Annotated in this window: 19 protein-coding genes and 1 pseudogene; 7 read left to right on the top strand and 13 right to left on the bottom strand. The window is 58.8% G+C overall.

Features of this window, described 5'->3' with window-relative positions; all coding sequences use genetic code 11:
- Positions 1–166: 166 nt before the first annotated feature.
- From KGB23_RS29355 to KGB23_RS29345, 3 genes are all read right to left on the bottom strand, one after another.
- A complete protein-coding gene (locus KGB23_RS29355) occupies positions 167–793 on the bottom strand; it encodes a LysE family translocator (RefSeq protein ID WP_223433599.1) in 627 nt (208 codons plus the stop codon).
- Positions 794–872: 79 nt separating this feature from the next.
- Positions 873–2,222 carry an NCS2 family permease gene (locus tag KGB23_RS29350; RefSeq protein WP_150656312.1) on the bottom strand — a complete coding sequence of 450 codons (1,350 nt, stop codon included), beginning with the start codon at positions 2,220–2,222 and terminating at the stop codon, positions 873–875.
- Positions 2,223–2,435: 213 nt separating this feature from the next.
- A complete protein-coding gene (locus tag KGB23_RS29345; RefSeq protein WP_223433598.1) occupies positions 2,436–2,882 on the bottom strand; it encodes a MarR family winged helix-turn-helix transcriptional regulator in 447 nt (148 codons plus the stop codon).
- An 83-nt stretch (positions 2,883–2,965) separates the two neighbouring features.
- On the opposite strand from KGB23_RS29345, the gene KGB23_RS29340 reads away from it, so the two are divergent.
- A complete protein-coding gene (locus tag KGB23_RS29340; protein WP_223433597.1) occupies positions 2,966–4,132 on the top strand; it encodes a PLP-dependent aminotransferase family protein in 1,167 nt (388 codons plus the stop codon).
- 78 nt (positions 4,133–4,210) lie between these two features.
- Here the strand turns inward: KGB23_RS29340 and KGB23_RS29335 are convergent, their stop codons facing one another.
- From KGB23_RS29335 to KGB23_RS29300, 8 genes and pseudogenes are all read right to left on the bottom strand, one after another.
- Positions 4,211–4,582 carry a glutathione S-transferase N-terminal domain-containing protein gene (locus KGB23_RS29335; protein ID WP_129436949.1) on the bottom strand — a complete coding sequence of 124 codons (372 nt, stop codon included), beginning with the start codon at positions 4,580–4,582 and terminating at the stop codon, positions 4,211–4,213.
- A gap of 100 nt (positions 4,583–4,682) precedes the next feature.
- Positions 4,683–5,228: a GTP cyclohydrolase I FolE gene (folE, locus tag KGB23_RS29330; RefSeq protein WP_010456659.1), complete on the bottom strand. Its 546-nt coding sequence runs from the start codon at positions 5,226–5,228 to the stop codon at positions 4,683–4,685.
- A 22-nt stretch (positions 5,229–5,250) separates the two neighbouring features.
- Positions 5,251–5,493 (bottom strand): annotated as a pseudogene (locus tag KGB23_RS29325) (site-specific integrase); the annotation flags it as partial.
- Between the two features lie 94 nt (positions 5,494–5,587).
- Positions 5,588–6,262 (bottom strand): polysaccharide lyase family 7 protein, encoded by a 675-nt coding sequence (locus KGB23_RS29320; RefSeq protein ID WP_223433596.1) that lies wholly within the window; start codon positions 6,260–6,262, stop codon positions 5,588–5,590.
- A gap of 253 nt (positions 6,263–6,515) precedes the next feature.
- The gene (locus tag KGB23_RS29315) at positions 6,516–7,250 is read right to left on the bottom strand and encodes an XRE family transcriptional regulator (RefSeq protein WP_223433595.1); all 735 of its coding nucleotides are present in this window, start codon (positions 7,248–7,250) and stop codon (positions 6,516–6,518) included.
- 69 nt (positions 7,251–7,319) lie between these two features.
- Positions 7,320–7,877, bottom strand: a complete 558-nt coding sequence (locus KGB23_RS29310; RefSeq protein WP_008146127.1) for a Smr/MutS family protein — start codon at positions 7,875–7,877, stop codon at positions 7,320–7,322.
- Between the two features lie 75 nt (positions 7,878–7,952).
- Positions 7,953–8,273 carry a hypothetical protein gene (locus tag KGB23_RS29305; RefSeq protein ID WP_033057147.1) on the bottom strand — a complete coding sequence of 107 codons (321 nt, stop codon included), beginning with the start codon at positions 8,271–8,273 and terminating at the stop codon, positions 7,953–7,955.
- A gap of 131 nt (positions 8,274–8,404) precedes the next feature.
- Complete coding sequence (locus KGB23_RS29300) at positions 8,405–8,995, bottom strand: cysteine hydrolase family protein (protein WP_223433594.1); 591 nt, start codon at positions 8,993–8,995, stop codon at positions 8,405–8,407.
- A 238-nt stretch (positions 8,996–9,233) separates the two neighbouring features.
- Here KGB23_RS29300 and prmB point away from each other — a divergent pair, with 238 nt between their 5' ends.
- Positions 9,234–10,142: a 50S ribosomal protein L3 N(5)-glutamine methyltransferase gene (prmB, locus tag KGB23_RS29295; RefSeq protein ID WP_223433593.1), complete on the top strand. Its 909-nt coding sequence runs from the start codon at positions 9,234–9,236 to the stop codon at positions 10,140–10,142.
- A 126-nt stretch (positions 10,143–10,268) separates the two neighbouring features.
- On the opposite strand, the gene KGB23_RS29290 is transcribed toward prmB, so the two are convergent.
- Positions 10,269–11,060, bottom strand: a complete 792-nt coding sequence (locus KGB23_RS29290) for a hypothetical protein (RefSeq protein WP_223433592.1) — start codon at positions 11,058–11,060, stop codon at positions 10,269–10,271.
- A gap of 99 nt (positions 11,061–11,159) precedes the next feature.
- Positions 11,160–12,158 carry an alpha/beta hydrolase gene (locus KGB23_RS29285; RefSeq protein WP_150656304.1) on the bottom strand — a complete coding sequence of 333 codons (999 nt, stop codon included), beginning with the start codon at positions 12,156–12,158 and terminating at the stop codon, positions 11,160–11,162.
- An 83-nt stretch (positions 12,159–12,241) separates the two neighbouring features.
- On the opposite strand from KGB23_RS29285, the gene aroC reads away from it, so the two are divergent.
- The 5 genes from aroC to mtnC are packed head-to-tail and all read left to right on the top strand — an operon-like array spanning position 12,242 to position 16,390.
- A complete protein-coding gene (gene aroC, locus KGB23_RS29280; protein WP_129436940.1) occupies positions 12,242–13,333 on the top strand; it encodes a chorismate synthase in 1,092 nt (363 codons plus the stop codon).
- Positions 13,334–13,361: 28 nt separating this feature from the next.
- Positions 13,362–14,513, top strand: coding sequence for an MFS transporter (locus tag KGB23_RS29275; RefSeq protein WP_223433591.1), 1,152 nt, complete (start codon positions 13,362–13,364; stop codon positions 14,511–14,513).
- Positions 14,510–15,136, top strand: a complete 627-nt coding sequence (locus tag KGB23_RS29270; RefSeq protein WP_223433590.1) for a methylthioribulose 1-phosphate dehydratase — start codon at positions 14,510–14,512, stop codon at positions 15,134–15,136. Before KGB23_RS29275 ends, KGB23_RS29270 begins: the two co-directional genes overlap by 4 nt.
- Positions 15,137–15,156: 20 nt before the next feature.
- Positions 15,157–15,702, top strand: coding sequence for a 1,2-dihydroxy-3-keto-5-methylthiopentene dioxygenase (locus KGB23_RS29265; protein WP_046047491.1), 546 nt, complete (start codon positions 15,157–15,159; stop codon positions 15,700–15,702).
- 4 nt (positions 15,703–15,706) lie between these two features.
- Positions 15,707–16,390: an acireductone synthase gene (mtnC, locus tag KGB23_RS29260; RefSeq protein ID WP_223433589.1), complete on the top strand. Its 684-nt coding sequence runs from the start codon at positions 15,707–15,709 to the stop codon at positions 16,388–16,390.
- Positions 16,391–16,477 lie beyond the last annotated feature (87 nt).

Raw genomic sequence — 16,477 nt, 5'->3', positions numbered from 1 at the left:
GGGCTTCATCTCACATTACAACCATCGCCGTTGCCATTCCGCTTCGAACCACCTGCCGCCTGCGCTGTTTGAGCAGCAAGCGGCTTAATGCTCCTACAGAGCGGTTCAAAAAAACTGAACCACTACATCGAGTGAAACGAGGCTGCGATCTTTTGATCTTGCTTTACTAACGGCTCAACAGAGACGCAGCACCGGCACCACTGAACAACCCCGCACTCACCCGGTTAAACCAGCTCTGTCCCTTGCCGCTGCGCAGATACCGCGCCGCCCCGTGAGCACCCAGCCCATAAGCCAACTTGCACAGCAAATCCAGCACGGTCCAGGTCGCAATCATCATCAGCAACTGCGGCAGGAACGGCTGCTCGGCACTGAGGAATTGCGGGAGGAAAGCGGCGAAGAACAAAATGTCTTTCGGGTTGCTGGCGCCCAACATAAACGCGCGCCCGAACAGTGCACGAAAGCGCGGAACCGGCGCAGCCTGGGGCACTTCAGCGCCGTGGGAGGGCTGGCGTGATTGCTGCCAGCTCTGCCAGGCCAGGTAGAACAGGTACAGCGCCCCGACGATCTTCAGCGCGCTGAACAACTGTTCCGATGCCAGCAGCAAGGCGCCCAAACCCAGCGCCGACGCACTGAGCAAGCAGATCGACGCAATCACGCCACCCAGAAACGCCGGGTAAGAACGACGCAAACCGAAATTCAGACTGTTGCTGATCATCAGCAAAGACAGTGGCCCCGGGATCAGGATTACCACCAGCGCAGCGCCGCTGAACAGCAGCCAGGTTTCCAGACTCATCACTTTCCTCCATTTGCACAAAAGCCTCACCCGACGGGGTGAGGCTGTTTTGAAACACTGTTTTTGAAACGTAGACGGCTTACAAGAAAATGAACTTGGCGATGAAGATCGCGCAGAGCACCCACAGGCTGACGGAAATTTCCTTGTGCTTACCGGTACAGGCTTTCAGTACCACGTAAGTGATGAAGCCCAGCGCAATGCCGTCGGCGACCGAGAAGGTCAGCGGCATCATGATCGCGGTAACGATCGCCGGAATGCTGTCGGTCGCTTCGTCCCATTCGATGTGCGCCATGCCGCCCATCATCAGCATCGCTACATAAATCAGCGCACCGGCGGTTGCGTAAGCGGGGATCATGCCAGCCAGCGGTGCGAAAAACATTGCGGCAATAAATAGCACACCTACGGTCACGGCGGTAAGACCAGTCCGACCACCTGCCGCTACGCCAGCGGCACTTTCCACGTAGCTGGTGACTGGCGGAACACCGACCACCGCACCAAATACGCTGGAAGCACTGTCGGCTTTCATAGCGCGGGAGAGGTTTTCGATTTTGCCGTCAGCATTCACCAGACCGGCGCGCTGGGCGACGCCCATCAGGGTGCCGGCGGTGTCGAACATGTGCACGAAGAGGAAAGCGAGTACCACGCTGATCATGCTGACGTTGAATACGCCGGCGACATTCATCGCCATCCAGGTTGGTGCCAGGCTCGGCGGGGCAGACATGATGCCCTCGTAGTGCACCAGGCCCAGGCCCCAACCGGCCAGAGTCACGGTGATGATACTGATGAGAATTGCACCGAACACTTTGTGGTAGCTGAGCACGGCAATCATCAGGAAGCAGATGGCGGCCAGCAGCGGGCCAGGTTCGCGCAGGGAACCGAGCTTGATCAGGGTGGCCGGGCTGTCGACCACGATGCCCGCGGTTTTCAAGCCGATCAGCCCCAGAAACAGGCCTACACCGGCGCCCATGGCAAAACGCAAACTGACCGGGATGCTATTGAGCAGCCATTCGCGGATCCGCGAAAAGGTTAGGAACATGAACAACACACCGGACACGAACACCGCGCCAAGGGCGGTTTCCCAGTTGTAGCCCATGGTGCCGACCACGGTGTAAGTGAAGAAGGCGTTCAGGCCCATGCCCGGCGCAAGGCCGACCGGCCAGTTGGCGTACAGGCCCATCAACAGGCAACCCAACGCGGCGGCGATGCAAGTAGCGACGAACGCGGCACCGTGATCGATCCCGGCGTCGGCCATGATGTTGGGGTTGACGAAGATGATGTAGGCCATGGTGATGAAGGTTGTCAGACCGGCAATCAACTCGGTCTTCACCGTGGTGCCATGCAAGCTGAGTTTGAAGATGCGCTCCAGCCAGCCATTGCGTAATGGCGGCGAGAGTTCCAGCGTCGGGGCTTCGGATTTGCGGCTTTCCACAGCGAATACTCCTCAAGAGTTTTATTGTTATTTCCAGGGCCGGACCCATGAGGGTGGCAGCGACCCTTTGAGGTACTTGCGAATTTGTTGACCTCTTGGTCAGGAACTCGCACGAAGTGGATTATGCTTTTGTATACAAATAAAGCAAATAATGTTTTTGATTTTGTAGACGAAAAGTTTGTTGATCGGGATATATCGGCTATAGACGATCGGTTACTCGGTTGGCGCTTGGGTTTTTCCTAAAGCCAGATTCACCGCCAGCCACCCATTCACCGCCGTCTCCCCGGCCTCGGCAAATACCCGCTCCAGCAATTTCACCTGCTCACGCCGCAACGACTGCTCAAACCGCGCACCATCGTCGGTCAGCTCCAGCAACCGCTTACGCTTGTCGGTTTCGGACGCGACACTGTTCACCAGATGCATCTCCACCAACTGGCGCAGCGGAATGTTCAGCGCCTGCTTCGTTACCCCGAGCAACGCCAGCAACTCCTTGACGCTCAAGTTCGGGTAGCGCGCGATAAAAAACACAATGCGCTGATGCACCCGGCTCAAACCGCGCCGCTCGAGCATTTCGTCGGCTTTCGCGGTGAATGCCTGATAACCGAAGAAAAACGCTTCCATCGCCTGTTGCTGAGTCGCAGAGTTTTTAAGGTCAAGCATGTTGACGTATCCGTCCGGTCTGTCGTAATTTCGGTCAATCAGTTTGACTCATTTTCCTCAGGCCTCGCTACCGGTGACCCCCCATGGCATTTTCCGAACGTGTCTCGCGCCTTAAAAGTTCTTTGATCCGTGAAATTCTCGCCGCCGCCCAGCGCCCGGAAGTAATGTCGTTCGCCGGCGGCTTGCCCGCCGAAGCCATGCTGCCAAAAGTCGAGTGGGCCGACATGCCGCTGTCCATGGGCCAATACGGCATGAGCGAAGGTGAGCCGGCGCTGCGTGAAGCGCTGGCAGCAGAGGCGCGGGCGCTGGGCGTACCCTGCGAGGCGAGTCAGGTGTTAGTGGTCAGCGGCTCCCAGCAAACCCTCGATCTGGCGGCCAAGCTGTACATCGACAACGGCACCGAGATTTTGCTCGAAGCGCCGACTTATCTGGCGGCGTTGCAGATTTTTCAGCTGTTCGGCGCCGACTGCATCACTGTCCCGCTGGAGGCTGATGGCCCGAACCTGGCGCAGTTGCGTACTCGTCTGGAGAAACACCGTCCGGCGTTCATCTACCTGATCCCGACTTTTCAGAATCCTTCGGCCGTGCGCTACAGCGAAGCCAAACGCGATGCCGTGGCAGCATTGCTCGATGAGTTCGGCGTGACCTTGATCGAAGACGAGCCTTACCGCGAGCTGACGTTTGATGGCGGCAGCGCCACGCCGATTGTCAGTCGCTTGAAAAAGGCCAGCTGGATCTACACCGGCACCGTATCGAAAACCCTGTTGCCCGGATTGCGAATCGGTTATCTGATCGCCAGTCCGGATCTCTTCCCGCACTTGCTGAAACTCAAGCAATCGGCCGACCTGCACACCAATCGCTTGGGCCAGTGGCAAGCGCTGCAGTGGATCGGCACCGACAAATTCCAGCATCACTTGAGCGAGCTGCGGGACTTCTACCGGGTTCGTCGGGACGCGTTCCAGTCAGCCCTGGAAACGCATTTTGCGGATTTGGCGGACTGGAATGTGCCGCAGGGTGGGCTGTTTTTCTGGCTGACGCTCAAGCAGCCGCTGGACACGCGTACGCTGCTCAAGGCTGCACTGGCAGCGGATGTGGCGTTCATGCCGGGCGAGCCGTTCTTCCCCGAGCCGGACAGCAATCCGGGGCATTTGCGCCTGAACTTCAGTCACATCGATCCGGCACGGCTGGACGAAGGGCTCAAAAGGTTGGCAGCGGTGCTGCGTCAGGCCCTGGCGGCAAAAGCGGCTTGAGGCTGCTGGTGCGAAGGGTGCAAAAACAAATAAACCGGCCAATGGGCCGGTTTATTTTTATCCGAAATCTGTACGGTTTCAGGCGGCGGCAAACCGCTTGTCCAGATAATCGATGATCACCTTGGACTCATACATCCAGGTCGTCTGGCCATTCTCTTCGATGCGCAGGCACGGCACCTTGATCTTGCCGCCCTGTTCCAGCAGGGCCTGGCGATCCTGTTCGTTGTTCTTCGCGTCGCGCAAGGCCACCGGCACGTTCAAGCGGCGCAGGGTGCGACGGGTTTTCACGCAGAACGGGCAGGCGTGGAACTGATACAGGGTCAGGTCCTTGGCGGCCGTCTCGACCTGAGCCTGAGCGGCGGCAGGGCGCTGCTTTTTGCCTGGGCGGGTAATGAAGTCGATGAAGATGATCAGTTGGCCAAGGCCGACACGAAGTGCTTTAACGAACACGGTATAAGCCTCACAGGGGCAAACAGAAGGCGCGCAGCTTACCTGATTTTCACGGACGAAAAAAAACCGGCGATGAATGCCGGTTTTCTTCTGCCGCAAATTACTTGATCAGACTGAGAAACTCGCTGCGAGTAGCCGCGTTTTCGCGGAACTCACCCAGCATCACCGACGTGATCATCGACGAATTCTGTTTCTCCACACCGCGCATCATCATGCACATGTGCTTGGCCTCGATCACCACCGCAACGCCCAGGGCGCCGGTGACTTGCTGGACCGCATCGGCGATCTGGCGGCTGAGGTTTTCCTGGATCTGCAGGCGGCGGGCGTACATATCGACGATCCGCGCGACTTTCGACAGGCCCAATACCTTGCCGCTCGGGATGTAGGCGACGTGAGCCTTGCCGATAAACGGCAGCAGGTGGTGTTCGCACAACGAGTAGAGCTCGATGTCCTTCACCAGCACCATTTCGCTGTTGTCGGAGCTGAACAAGGCACCGTTGGTGACCTCTTCCAGTGTTTGTTCATAACCGCGGCAGAGGTACTGCATGGCTTTGGCGGCACGTTTTGGCGTGTCGAGCAGGCCCTCGCGGGAGACGTCCTCGCCCAGTTGGCCGAGAATCGCGGTGTAGTTCTGTTCCAGTGTCACAGAGGCTGATTCCATACGGGTTTCAGAGGGGTACTGTTTCTGTCTGTACCAATTGTGTACCAATCAAGCTCTTTTCAATCTTCCCGGGCTCACCCCAGTCGGTGCTGGCGTTGATCCATCGGGTGCAGGTCGATAGCAATATCTGAACGCTATGACCGAGCTGAGTGGCAATAAACGCAGGGTTCATCCCCGACATGGGGCACATGGTAGCGTATGTGTGCCGGCAGTTGTATTGCCGGCGGGCGCGAATCCCCAAATCGGTCATTTCGGGTTTGCGCATCCCGCTACACCCTGTCGCCAAGGTGCAGCAGTGATGCTTCCCTTAAGCCTGTCTTGCTCATCAGGCCGAGCAGGTCGTCTCAGGCGTGAGTGATCGACAGATCGCTGATGATGCAGACAGAACCGTCTAGCGGGTCGGTGGTGTCGGAGTAATCGATCTGGTTGTACACACCACCGTGGAAGGCGAGTGTTTTCGTGTCCCAGGTGTTGTCGAGGCGCATGATCGCGGAAGTGGATTTAACGCCGTTACAGCTAGCCGATACAGAGACGGCGCCGCTCGAATTGGCGTGAATGTTGATTTTGAAAAGTGCACCGAGCGGCACGTTCTCCAAAATCGTCGAGTTGACCGGATCGTCCTGGAGGTAACTGGTTCGGAACCCCATGGTGATTTTTCCTTTGTTCCAGAACACCTTTACCGGAGGTCGCTCTGAATCCTTCACATGGATCTGGCCGATCACGACTTTCTGCAGCGAGTTGACCTTCGTCAGTCGCATTTCTTGTCGGTTCCAGTGGTCCGCTGCGCTGGAGAACAGCCAGTAACCTGGCTCTTTCCACTCACAGCGGGTTCGTAGTGTGCTCTTGCTCGAGGCTCCAAGTGTCGGCGCCGTCATCTGCAGCGAACCATCTTCAAGCATTGAGATGACGTCGGGGCATTCGAGAAGTGCCCGCCAGCCGATGAGCTCAAGCGCAATCGGGTTGGTGTCGGAGATTGGAAGCGGGGTAGCGATGGTGAAGTTGCTGATGTCTACAGTCATGGTTTTTGCCTCAGTCCATTGATGTCGCTTTTTGCTCTGGTGAGCCTTGCGTTTGATGCAGGCCTACATCCCACTGCCCACTCAGTGAATGGGCAGAAGTGATGCCTGGCAGCTTCCGATCGATTTCCCGTTGGCTTGAAAACAAATATGGGCGTTCCCATATTTTGTGTCAATGGGTATTCCCATATTTTATTTCGCGCCTATATTTCAGGTACAAAAAAGCCCGCGCTTGGCGGGCTTCTCTTGGATGAATTTACCGCGAGTACATCGCCCACCAAAAGACATGGCCCAGGATCGCAATCTGCTGCTCCTGAATCTCGGCGAACGTGTAGTCCTCGTCTGGATGCTCGTCACGGTTGAAACTGCGGAGGCGGATCCCACTTGGCAGTCGGTAGACCTGTTTCACACGGAGCTGGCCGTTGTGGTTGATCGCGTACATCTCGCCGTCGACGATGTCGCCCAGCGAGTTCTTTCCGACGTTCATGCCAACCGTAGCGCCGTCGCGCAGTACCGGGAGCATGCTGTTTCCGCTCACCACCACGCACTTGGCGTTGTTGAACTGCACGTTGTTGTGACGCAAGTCTTTCTTGAAGAAACGCAGCCTGGCGCTGTCGTTTTCTGCGATCACGAAACGGCCTGAACCGGCCGCCAGCTCAACTTCACGCAGGAAGGGGACATAAACCTCGTCGTCATCCAGGGGCGTGCTGTCGTCCCAAGGCTGGATGTCTGACATTGAAACGCCTGGAGGGATGCGATTCAACGGAACAGCATCGGACACGCCTTTAAGCATGTCACCGACACCTTCAGCCAGCCACATCGGTGAAACGCCACACACCGAAGCGATCTGGGCAGCAAAGGCTGTTGCCTTCGATTTCCCGCGCTCAAGGTCGGAGATAGAGGTTTGCGTCAGGCCGGCGCGCGCGGCAAGCTCGGTCTGATTGAGCTTGGCGTGTTGGCGGGCTGCTTTGAGTCGTTCTTTAAATTCCATCTGCGAAGTATTACGGGAGCTCCCATATCATTGCAAATCGTTATCCCGATAATTTGCCAGGCGACCGCTTTACTCGTCGCGACCTTCCATCATGGTCCGTTTGAGCATCACATAAACGGCCCCGGCGCCGCCGTGTTTCGCTTGGCACGAGGTGAAGCCGAGTACCTGTGAATGTTGGCGCAGCCAGGTGTTGACGTGGCTTTTGATCATCGGTCGCTTGCCGTCCAGACGCACGGCCTTGCCGTGGGTGACGCGCACGCAGCGGATTTCGAATTTGGTCGCTTCGGCCAGAAACGCCCAGAGGGTTTCCCGAGCCTTTTCCACGCTCATGCCATGGAGGTCGAGGCTGCCTTCGAACGGGATCTGCCCGATCTTGAGCTTGCGCATCTGGCTTTCCTGAACACCGTCACGCGCCCACATCAGCTCGTCTTCCGGGCCAACATCGATAACGAACTGATCGGACAGCCCGTCAACGGTGGTGGCATCGGTGCGAACGGTGGCGGCCTGACGCAACTTGGCAATTTGCGCACGGTCAGCTTTGGGTTTGCCGGTTTCGGCGCGATCGTGTTTGATCGGCTTGACGCCTTGGATCGCGCTTTTGAACAGGGAAAAATCGTCGTCTTGCATGTCAGCCTCCGCGAAGGGCGGCCAGTTTACCCAACTCGAGGCGAATGGGGCGCGAGAAAACGCGCAGCGCTCGGCTCAGTCGTGCTTTTTCATCAAGTGCGGGGAGATGTTCAGCTCTTGCGACTGCCGCGAGCGGCGACGGCAGCGACGCCACAGCCACACGCCGAGGTACAGCACGAACAGGCCAATCGCCAGAATCACTGCCGAACCGACCCGGTTGGTATTCAACTCGCCCAGGGCGGGCGCGTGGCCAAGCAGGCTGGCTATGCCTGCCATCGCCAGCAACACACCGCACATCGACAGCAAGGCAGCAAATGCCGCGCCGATTCGAAAACGCCAGTTGCGTTGGCCTTTGGGCCGCAAGCGGCGAGCGTCAAAACCATCGGATAACTTCATTCCGACCTTCCTCAATGGGTATCGGCCCTTCGACCGGGAGTTGACCGGGATGTTCCTGAGGCTAAGACAATTACAGCAAATGATAGGCTTTTGCGGATGAGCGGCGGCATGGACCGCTCATCGAGCATTGATCAGATCAGTCCGTGAGTCAGTGCGAGGGTGGCAAAGTTGTCCGCCATGATCGCCATTTCGGTCTGCTGAACGTGGTCTGCGCTCAATACGCCACCCTTGTAAGGCAGGTCGCGAGTCGCGCAGGCGTCTTCCACCAGCGTGCAACGAAAGCCCAGGTTCTTCGCGGCGCGCACCGTGGTGCTGACGCTGGAGTGGCTCATGAAACCGCACACGATCAGGTCCAGCGAGCCGAGATTCTGCAGGCGTTCCAGCAGTTCGGTGCCGTGGAACGCACTCGGCAGCAATTTACCGATGATGGTTTCGTCGCCCTGTGGTTCCAGCCCCGGGATGAACTCACCGCGCTCACCTTGCGGATCGAACAGCCCACCGACGGTGCCGAGGTGGCGGACATGGACGATCGGCCGGCCGGCTGCACGGGCAGCGGCCACCAGTTGCTTGATGTTCGCGACGGCAGCATCCATGCCGCTCAAGGCCAATGGGCCGCTGAGGTATTCTTTCTGGGCATCGATGATGACAAGGGTCGCATGGCTCAGAACGGCTGCTGCATAACCGCGGCCGCTGAGTTGAAACATCGTTTTTGGAACGGACATTCTGGGGCTCCTTCGAGTGGGGCTTTTGCGACATTGTCCTCTGGCTGAGCGCTTCTGTGAATCGCTACCATCGTAGGCGCCGTCTTTTCTGGCTCGCAGCCTTGTCAATAGGCCCGTTTTGTTCAATAGCCGGCCGAAAAAATAGAATAGTCCTACATTTGCGCCGGTAGTTTTCCCGCGTCGTCGAGACGCGTTTTGGCTGTTAGAATCGCCAGTCGTTTTTTTTGGAGTTTGCCTCGTGATCACTTCCCGACTTCGTACCCTGCGTGACCATATCCGTTGGGCCGTCAGCCGCTTCCATGGGGAGGATCTGTTTTTCGGCCATGGGACCGACAACGCTTGGGACGAAGCGCGTCAGCTGGTGTTGGGTGCCTTGCACTTGCCGTGGGAAATCGCCGACAGCTATCTCGACTGCAATCTTGAAGAAGACGAGCTGGTCAAGCTGCAACGCATGCTCAAGCGCCGTATCGAAGAACGCATTCCTACCGCCTACCTGTTGGGTGAAGCGTGGTTTTGCAGCATGTCGTTCATTGTCGATGAGCGCGTATTGATCCCGCGTTCGCCGATTGGCGAACTGATCGAAAAACGTTTCGAGCCGTGGCTGGGCGCCGAACCTGCGCGGATTCTCGACCTGTGCACCGGTTCCGGCTGCATCGGTATCGCCTGTGCCTACGAGTTCCAGAACGCCGAAGTGGTGTTGGCCGATCTGTCGTTCGAAGCACTGGAAGTGGCCAACCAGAACATCGAGCGCCATGGCGTCGATGAGCGGGTGTACACGGTTCAGGGTGATGGTTTCGATGGTTTGCCGGGTCAGCGTTTCGACCTGATCGTGTCGAACCCGCCTTACGTCGATGCGGAAGATTTCGCCGACATGCCGGACGAATACCAGCACGAACCGGAGGTGGGCCTGGCCTGCGGTGATGATGGTTTGAACCTGGTGCGTCGCATGCTCGCCGAAGCGGCGGATCACCTGACCGAGAAGGGCTTGCTGATTGTCGAAGTGGGCAACAGCCAGGTTCACGTCTCGGCGCTGTACCCGGAAGTCGACTTCGCCTGGCTCGAATTCGAGCGCGGTGGGCATGGTGTATTCATGCTGACGGCGCAACAGTGCCGTGATCATCAGGCGTTGTTCGCTTCCCGCGTTTAACTGCGATCATTGTGGCGAGGGGATTTATCGAAACGTCGCACCGCCCCGTTGGACTGCGCAGCAGTCCCTTTTTTTGGGGCCGCTTCGCAGCCCAACGGGGATAAATCCCCTCGCCACAAAAAGCTGCTACCGGTGCGTCGCAATCCAGATCAACAACCCCGCCTGAAACACCGCAAACGCCACCAGACAGGTAATGGTAAAGCGCAGCCCGGCGTCTTCGCGCTTGTACTTGCTGACCTTTTCTTCGTGTTTCTTGAGTTTGACTTCCTGCTCGGCAAGATTTTGCTCGGCTTGCTGGAGCATCTGCGCCGCCTCAAGAATTTCCACGACCTGCAGCTTTTCCGTACTCCAGTCACCCAACAGGTCACCGACCTGCACTTCTTTGACGCTGCCCTTCAAATGCTGGGCGTCGGCGTAGATCACATCGAAACCATGCATCCGCAAAAAGTGATCGCGGCGCAGGCGAGTGTCTTCGTTCAGCGCATCCTTGTTGTTCAGGTCTGTGCCGTCGACGGTGTAGCCGGGCCATCTCTTTTTCGCCCAGGTAATGCCCTGAGCGGCCATGAAACGACCGATGCCACGGTTCATCGGTTCGATCTGCAAACCGCTGTCAGGTCCGAAATGCACGCGCTTGGTGGCGTGATCGACCCACACGTCCAGATGATTCTGTTCCTTGCGCACGCGCTGGCCGGGCAGCGCAATGCTCATGCGCATCAGGCTGTGTTCCTTGTTGTTGCGCTCGGCGTAACCGAATTCAACAAAGCGCAGCGGCCGTCCACCGGTGTTGCGGTCGGTTTGCAATGGCGCCAGACGGAGCATCTTGTGGTGCTCGGCGTGGACGTCCGCCCACGGCAGCTCGACCACTGGTGGTGCGTCTTTTTCAGCGGTGGTGTCGGGTGAAGTCTGGGTATCAGTCATAACGGCGAGATCCTGTCCAAGCTCTGCTTGCCGCCAGTCATAGCGCTGGCGACAAAGGCTTATCGGCCGTTTTTTTCAGGACTGGAGGGTTAGGGGCGCTTAACTGCTGCGAAGTCCGTCAATAAACCCGATGATTCGCGCGCCGAGTTCGGCCGCCAGCGGCAATTGTGGATCCTTATAAGAGGCCAATTGCCGTTTTACATCGTTGGGCACGATGCGCATCACGTGGTTCATGCCTTCGATCAGCGCCAGCTCGGCGTCCGGTTTGGCGGCCTTCAACAACCTGGCGTCACCGACGCCGACCTGGATGTCATTGCTGCCCTGGATGATCAGCGCCGGCATCTTCAACTTGGCGAACGCCGCCGCCGGGTCCTGGCGGAACAATGAAATCAGATACGGCTGCACGCTCGGGCGGAAAATCACCTGTAACTGCGGCGGCACGTTGTCGTCAGTGTGGCCAGCCTTGAGGCTGTCGAGCAATTCATTGCTGCGCAGCATCAGCGGTGGCGGCAGGCGATTGCTCAATTGCTGGCGCAACACCTGATCGATCGGCCGGGCGCTGCCGGACATGGAGATGACCGCGGCGGCATCCAGGCTCGGCGCTGCGAGGCTGGCGATCAAGGCGCCTTCGCTGTGGCCCAGCAGGATCAGTTGGCCAAAGCGCGGGTCGGTTTTGAGCTTCTGGCCCCAGGCCTCGGCGTCGGCCACGTAGGCTTCAACCGACAGATTGCGCTCGTCCGGGGTTGCCGCAAGGCTCGCCGCCACGCCGCGTTTGTCATAACGCACGCTGGCGATGTTGTGTTTGGCCAGTACCCAAGCGAGACGCTTGAGGCTGTCGTTGCGTCCGCCGTCGGGGTTGTTTCCGTCACGATCTGTAGGACCGGAGCCGGAAATGATCAGGACAACCGGTACCGGCGTGTCGGACTTTGGCAGCAATAACGAGCCGAAAAGCTCGCCGGTGCCGGTGTCCAACGTGATCGGGCGTTGTAGGACGGTGGCCTGTACAAAGCCGGTAAACAGGGTAAGGCTCAAGGCTATAACTCGCAGCATCATCACGCCATCATGAACAAGATGCCGGTTGGACTCGCAGGCACCCATAAGGTTCGAGGATGAACTAGTTGGGTAGCCTGCGTATACTGGCGCGCATTACGTATTTGGTTCGAATTCACGGAGCGTCCTGCATGTCCGGCAATACCTACGGCAAGCTGTTCACTGTCACCACCGCGGGCGAAAGCCATGGTCCGGCGTTGGTCGCCATTGTCGACGGCTGCCCGCCGGGCCTGGAGATCTCCCTTGAGGATCTGCAGCGTGACCTGGATCGCCGCAAACCCGGCACCAGCCGCCACACCACCCAGCGCCAGGAAGCCGACGAAGTCGAAATCCTCTCCGGCGTGTTCGAAGGGCGCACCACCGGTTGTCCCATCGGCCTGTTGATTCGCAACACCGATCAGAAGTCCAAGGATTACTCGGCGATCAAGGACCTGTTCCGCCCGGCCCACGCCGACTACACCTACCACCACAAATACGGCGAGCGCGATTACCGCGGCGGCGGTCGCAGCTCGGCCCGTGAAACGGCCATGCGTGTGGCCGCCGGTGCGATTGCGAAAAAATACCTGGCCACTCAGGGCATCGTCATTCGTGGCTACATGAGCCAGCTCGGCCCGATCGAAATCCCGTTCAAGACTTGGGATTCGGTGGAAGAGAACGCTTTCTTCAGCCCTGATCCGGACAAGGTCCCGGAGCTGGAAGCCTACATGGACCAGTTGCGTCGCGACCAGGATTCGGTCGGCGCGAAGATCACCGTAGTCGCTGAAGGCGTAATGCCGGGCCTCGGCGAGCCGATCTTCGACCGCCTTGATGCCGAACTCGCTCACGCGCTGATGAGCATCAACGCGGTCAAAGGCGTGGAAATCGGCGCCGGTTTTGCCAGCGTTGCCCAGCGCGGCACCGAGCACCGCGATGAAATGACCCCGCAAGGTTTCCTCAGCAACAACGCGGGCGGCATTTTAGGTGGCATTTCGTCGGGTCAGCCGATCGTCGCGCACCTGGCGCTCAAGCCAACCTCGAGCATCACCACGCCGGGTCGTTCCATCGACATCCATGGCAATCCGGTGGAAGTCGTCACCAAGGGTCGCCACGACCCGTGCGTCGGCATCCGTGCCACACCGATCGCCGAAGCGATGATGGCCATCGTGCTGATGGATCACCTGTTGCGTCATCGCGGGCAGAACGCCGACGTGCGCGTGAGCACGCCGGTGCTGGGTCAGCTTTAATGGTTGACCTCAGAGCCGCTGCAGTCTGATGACGGCAGCGGCGCTCCCGTACTGGCGGCTCTCCAGTTTCTATCTGTTCTATTTCGCCTTGCTCGGTTCGACAGCGCCATTCCTGGCGCTGTACTTCGATCACCTGGGCTTTTCCAGCGCGCACATCGGCGAACTGGTGGCGATCCCGATGCTGATGCGCTGCGTGGCGCCGAACATCTGGGGCTGGCTCGGTGATTACACCGGCCGACGCCTGGCCATCGTGCGCTTCGGTGCGGTCTGCACGCTGCTGACGTTCTCGCTGATTTTCGTCAGCAAAACCTACGCCTGGCTGGCAATGGTCATGGCCTTGCACGCGTTCTTCTGGCACGCGGTGTTGCCGCAGTTCGAAGTCATCACGCTGGCGCACTTACAGGGCCAGACTCACCGTTACAGTCAGATCCGCCTGTGGGGTTCCATCGGTTTTATCATCACCGTGGTCGCGCTTGGCCGGTTGTTCGAATGGTTGAGCCTGGATATCTATCCGGTGGCGCTGGTGCTGATCATGGCCGGGATCGTGGTCAGCAGCCTGTGGGTGCCCAACGCTCAACCGGTTCAGGGCGAACGACCGGCGGGGGACGGTTTTCTCAAGCAATTGCGCAATCCCGGGGTGTTGGCGTTTTACGGTTGCGTGGCGCTGATGCAGATGAGCCACGGTCCTTATTACACCTTTCTGACCTTGCACCTGGAGCGACTCGGGTACAGCCGTGGGCTGATCGGCGTGCTGTGGGCGGTCGGCGTGGTCTCCGAAGTCTTGATGTTTCTGGCCATGAGCAAGATCCTCGCGCGTTTCTCCGTGCGACGGGTGTTGCTGGCGAGTTTTCTGCTGGCAGCGTTGCGTTGGTTGTTGCTCGGTTCGTTTGCTGAGTTCCTTTGGGTGCTGTTGTTTGCCCAAGTGCTGCACGCGGCGACATTCGGCAGCTTTCACGCGGCTGCCATCCAGTTCGTGCAACGTAGCTTCGGCGCGCGCCAACAAGGGCAGGGCCAGGCGTTGTACGCCGCACTGGCCGGCACCGGCGGCGCACTGGGCGCGTTGTATTCCGGCTACAACTGGAATGCCCTCGGCCCCGCATTGACCTTTAGTATTGCCAGCCTCGCAGCCTTCGCGGCAGCCGTTATCATTGCCACACGTATGCAAGAGGACAGGCCATGAGCCTTACCCGTGAGCACCTCGCCCAGGAAATCATCGATGCCGGGCGTTTTCTCTATGGCCGCGGCTGGTCGCCGGCCACCAGTAGCAACTACTCGACGCGCCTGTCGCCGACTGAAGCGCTGCTGACGGTGTCCGGCAAGCACAAAGGCCAACTCGGCCCCGATGATGTACTGGCTACCGATCTGTCCGGCAACAGCCTGGAACCGGGCAAAAAACCGTCCGCCGAAACCCTGCTGCACACCCAGCTCTACAACTGGCGTCCGGAGATCGGCGCGGTGCTGCACACGCATTCGGTGAACGCCACGGTGCTGTCGCGCCTGACGCCGCAAGACTTCATCGAGTTCGAAGACTACGAACTGCAAAAAGCCTTCAGTGGTGTGTCGACCCACGAATCCCGGGTGCGTGTGCCGATTTTCGACAACGACCAGGACATTGCGCGCCTCGCCGCCAAGGTGCAGCCTTGGCTTGAAGCGCATCCCGATTGCGTCGGCTATTTGATTCGCGGCCACGGCCTCTACACCTGGGGCGCACGCATGAGCGATGCGCTGCGGCAGATCGAGGCCTTTGAATTTTTGTTCGAGTGCGAGTTGAAGATGCGCTCGGTCTCGAACCATAAAGCATGAACCGTTAAGGAGTTGCCCTGATGAGCAGCCTGTCCGTTTACCACGTCTCAAGCCCTGATTTGCCAAACAAGGTGCTGACACATTTCGAAGACATCGCCTCGACCCTGGCCGAGCAGGGCGTGCGTTTTGACCGCTGGCAAGCCGCGGCGAAAATCCAGCCCGGCGCCAGTCAGGAAGAAGTGATCGCCGCGTATCAGGAGCAAATCGACAAGCTGATGACTGAACGCGGTTACATCACCGTCGATGTCATCAGCCTGAACAGCGATCACCCGCAAAAAGCCGAATTGCGCGCCAAGTTTCTCGACGAACATCGCCATGGCGAAGACGAAGTGCGATTTTTCGTCGCCGGCCGTGGCTTGTTCACCCTGCACATCGACGATTACGTCTACGCCGTGCTGTGCGAGAAAAACGACCTGATCTCGGTACCGGCCGGCACCCCGCACTGGTTCGACATGGGCGAGCATCCGCATTTCGTCGCGATCCGTCTGTTCAACAATCCTGAAGGCTGGGTCGCCAATTTCACCGGCGACGACATCGCCAGTCGCTTCCCGCGTCTTGAGGACTGAGGCGATGCCGATCAAAGCGGTTCTCACCGACATCGAAGGCACAACGAGCGCGGTGAGTTTTGTGTTCGACGTGCTGTTTCCCTACGCGGCCAAACACTTGCCGGATTTTGTTCGCCAGCACGCCGCGCGCGCCGATGTGGCCGAGCAACTGGACGCCGTTCGCCGGGATACCAACGAGCCGAACGCCGACGTCGAGCGGGTGATCGACATTCTTCTGCACTGGATCGCCGAAGACCGCAAAGCCACGCCGCTGAAAGCGTTGCAAGGCATGGTCTGGGAGCAGGGCTATCAGACCGGAGAGTTGAAAGGCCACATTTACCCGGACGCCGTTGAAGCGCTCAAACGCTGGCATCAGGACGGCTTCAAACTGTTTGTTTATTCGTCCGGTTCGATTCAGGCGCAAAAGCTGATCTTTGGCTGCTCGGAAGCGGGGGATCTGTCACCACTGTTCAGTGGCTATTTCGACACCACCTCGGGGCCCAAGCGTGAATCGAAGTCCTACGAGCGCATTATCCAGGCCATTGGCCTGGACGCTTCGCAGATCCTGTTTCTGTCCGACATCGTCGAGGAACTGGACGCGGCGCGCGCGGCGGGAATGGCTACGTGCGGGCTGGCCCGAGAGGGTGGGCAGCTGGCGGGGCATGTGACCGTCGACAGTTTTGCGTGGATCGATCCTGCTACTTTTTAAGATCAAGGCACATAACCTGTGGGAGCGGGCTTGCTCGCGAAAGCGGTGTGTCAGACAGCGTCAATGTTGAATGGCACACCGCTTTCG

The sequence above is a fragment of the Pseudomonas sp. GL-B-26 genome, from assembly GCF_019947405.1.
Lineage (GTDB): Bacteria > Pseudomonadota > Gammaproteobacteria > Pseudomonadales > Pseudomonadaceae > Aquipseudomonas.
Note: the sequence above shows the minus strand (reverse complement) of the source record. Positions and strands in the feature narration are given on the sequence as shown.

Coding starts and splice junctions, on each gene's coding strand:
- KGB23_RS29275 (WP_223433591.1), top strand. CDS start 13,362: ATGACGGCAGCGGCGCTCCCGTACTGGCGGCTCTCCAGTTTCTATCTG.
- aroC (WP_129436940.1), top strand. CDS start 12,242: ATGTCCGGCAATACCTACGGCAAGCTGTTCACTGTCACCACCGCGGGC.
- KGB23_RS29345 (WP_223433598.1), bottom strand. CDS start 2,882: ATGCTTGACCTTAAAAACTCTGCGACTCAGCAACAGGCGATGGAAGCG.
- KGB23_RS29310 (WP_008146127.1), bottom strand. CDS start 7,877: ATGCAAGACGACGATTTTTCCCTGTTCAAAAGCGCGATCCAAGGCGTC.
- KGB23_RS29270 (WP_223433590.1), top strand. CDS start 14,510: ATGAGCCTTACCCGTGAGCACCTCGCCCAGGAAATCATCGATGCCGGG.
- KGB23_RS29315 (WP_223433595.1), bottom strand. CDS start 7,250: ATGGAATTTAAAGAACGACTCAAAGCAGCCCGCCAACACGCCAAGCTC.
- KGB23_RS29290 (WP_223433592.1), bottom strand. CDS start 11,060: ATGACTGATACCCAGACTTCACCCGACACCACCGCTGAAAAAGACGCA.
- KGB23_RS29300 (WP_223433594.1), bottom strand. CDS start 8,995: ATGTCCGTTCCAAAAACGATGTTTCAACTCAGCGGCCGCGGTTATGCA.
- KGB23_RS29340 (WP_223433597.1), top strand. CDS start 2,966: ATGGCATTTTCCGAACGTGTCTCGCGCCTTAAAAGTTCTTTGATCCGT.
- mtnC (WP_223433589.1), top strand. CDS start 15,707: ATGCCGATCAAAGCGGTTCTCACCGACATCGAAGGCACAACGAGCGCG.
- KGB23_RS29285 (WP_150656304.1), bottom strand. CDS start 12,158: ATGGGTGCCTGCGAGTCCAACCGGCATCTTGTTCATGATGGCGTGATG.
- KGB23_RS29320 (WP_223433596.1), bottom strand. CDS start 6,262: ATGACTGTAGACATCAGCAACTTCACCATCGCTACCCCGCTTCCAATC.
- KGB23_RS29305 (WP_033057147.1), bottom strand. CDS start 8,273: ATGAAGTTATCCGATGGTTTTGACGCTCGCCGCTTGCGGCCCAAAGGC.
- KGB23_RS29355 (WP_223433599.1), bottom strand. CDS start 793: ATGAGTCTGGAAACCTGGCTGCTGTTCAGCGGCGCTGCGCTGGTGGTA.
- KGB23_RS29265 (WP_046047491.1), top strand. CDS start 15,157: ATGAGCAGCCTGTCCGTTTACCACGTCTCAAGCCCTGATTTGCCAAAC.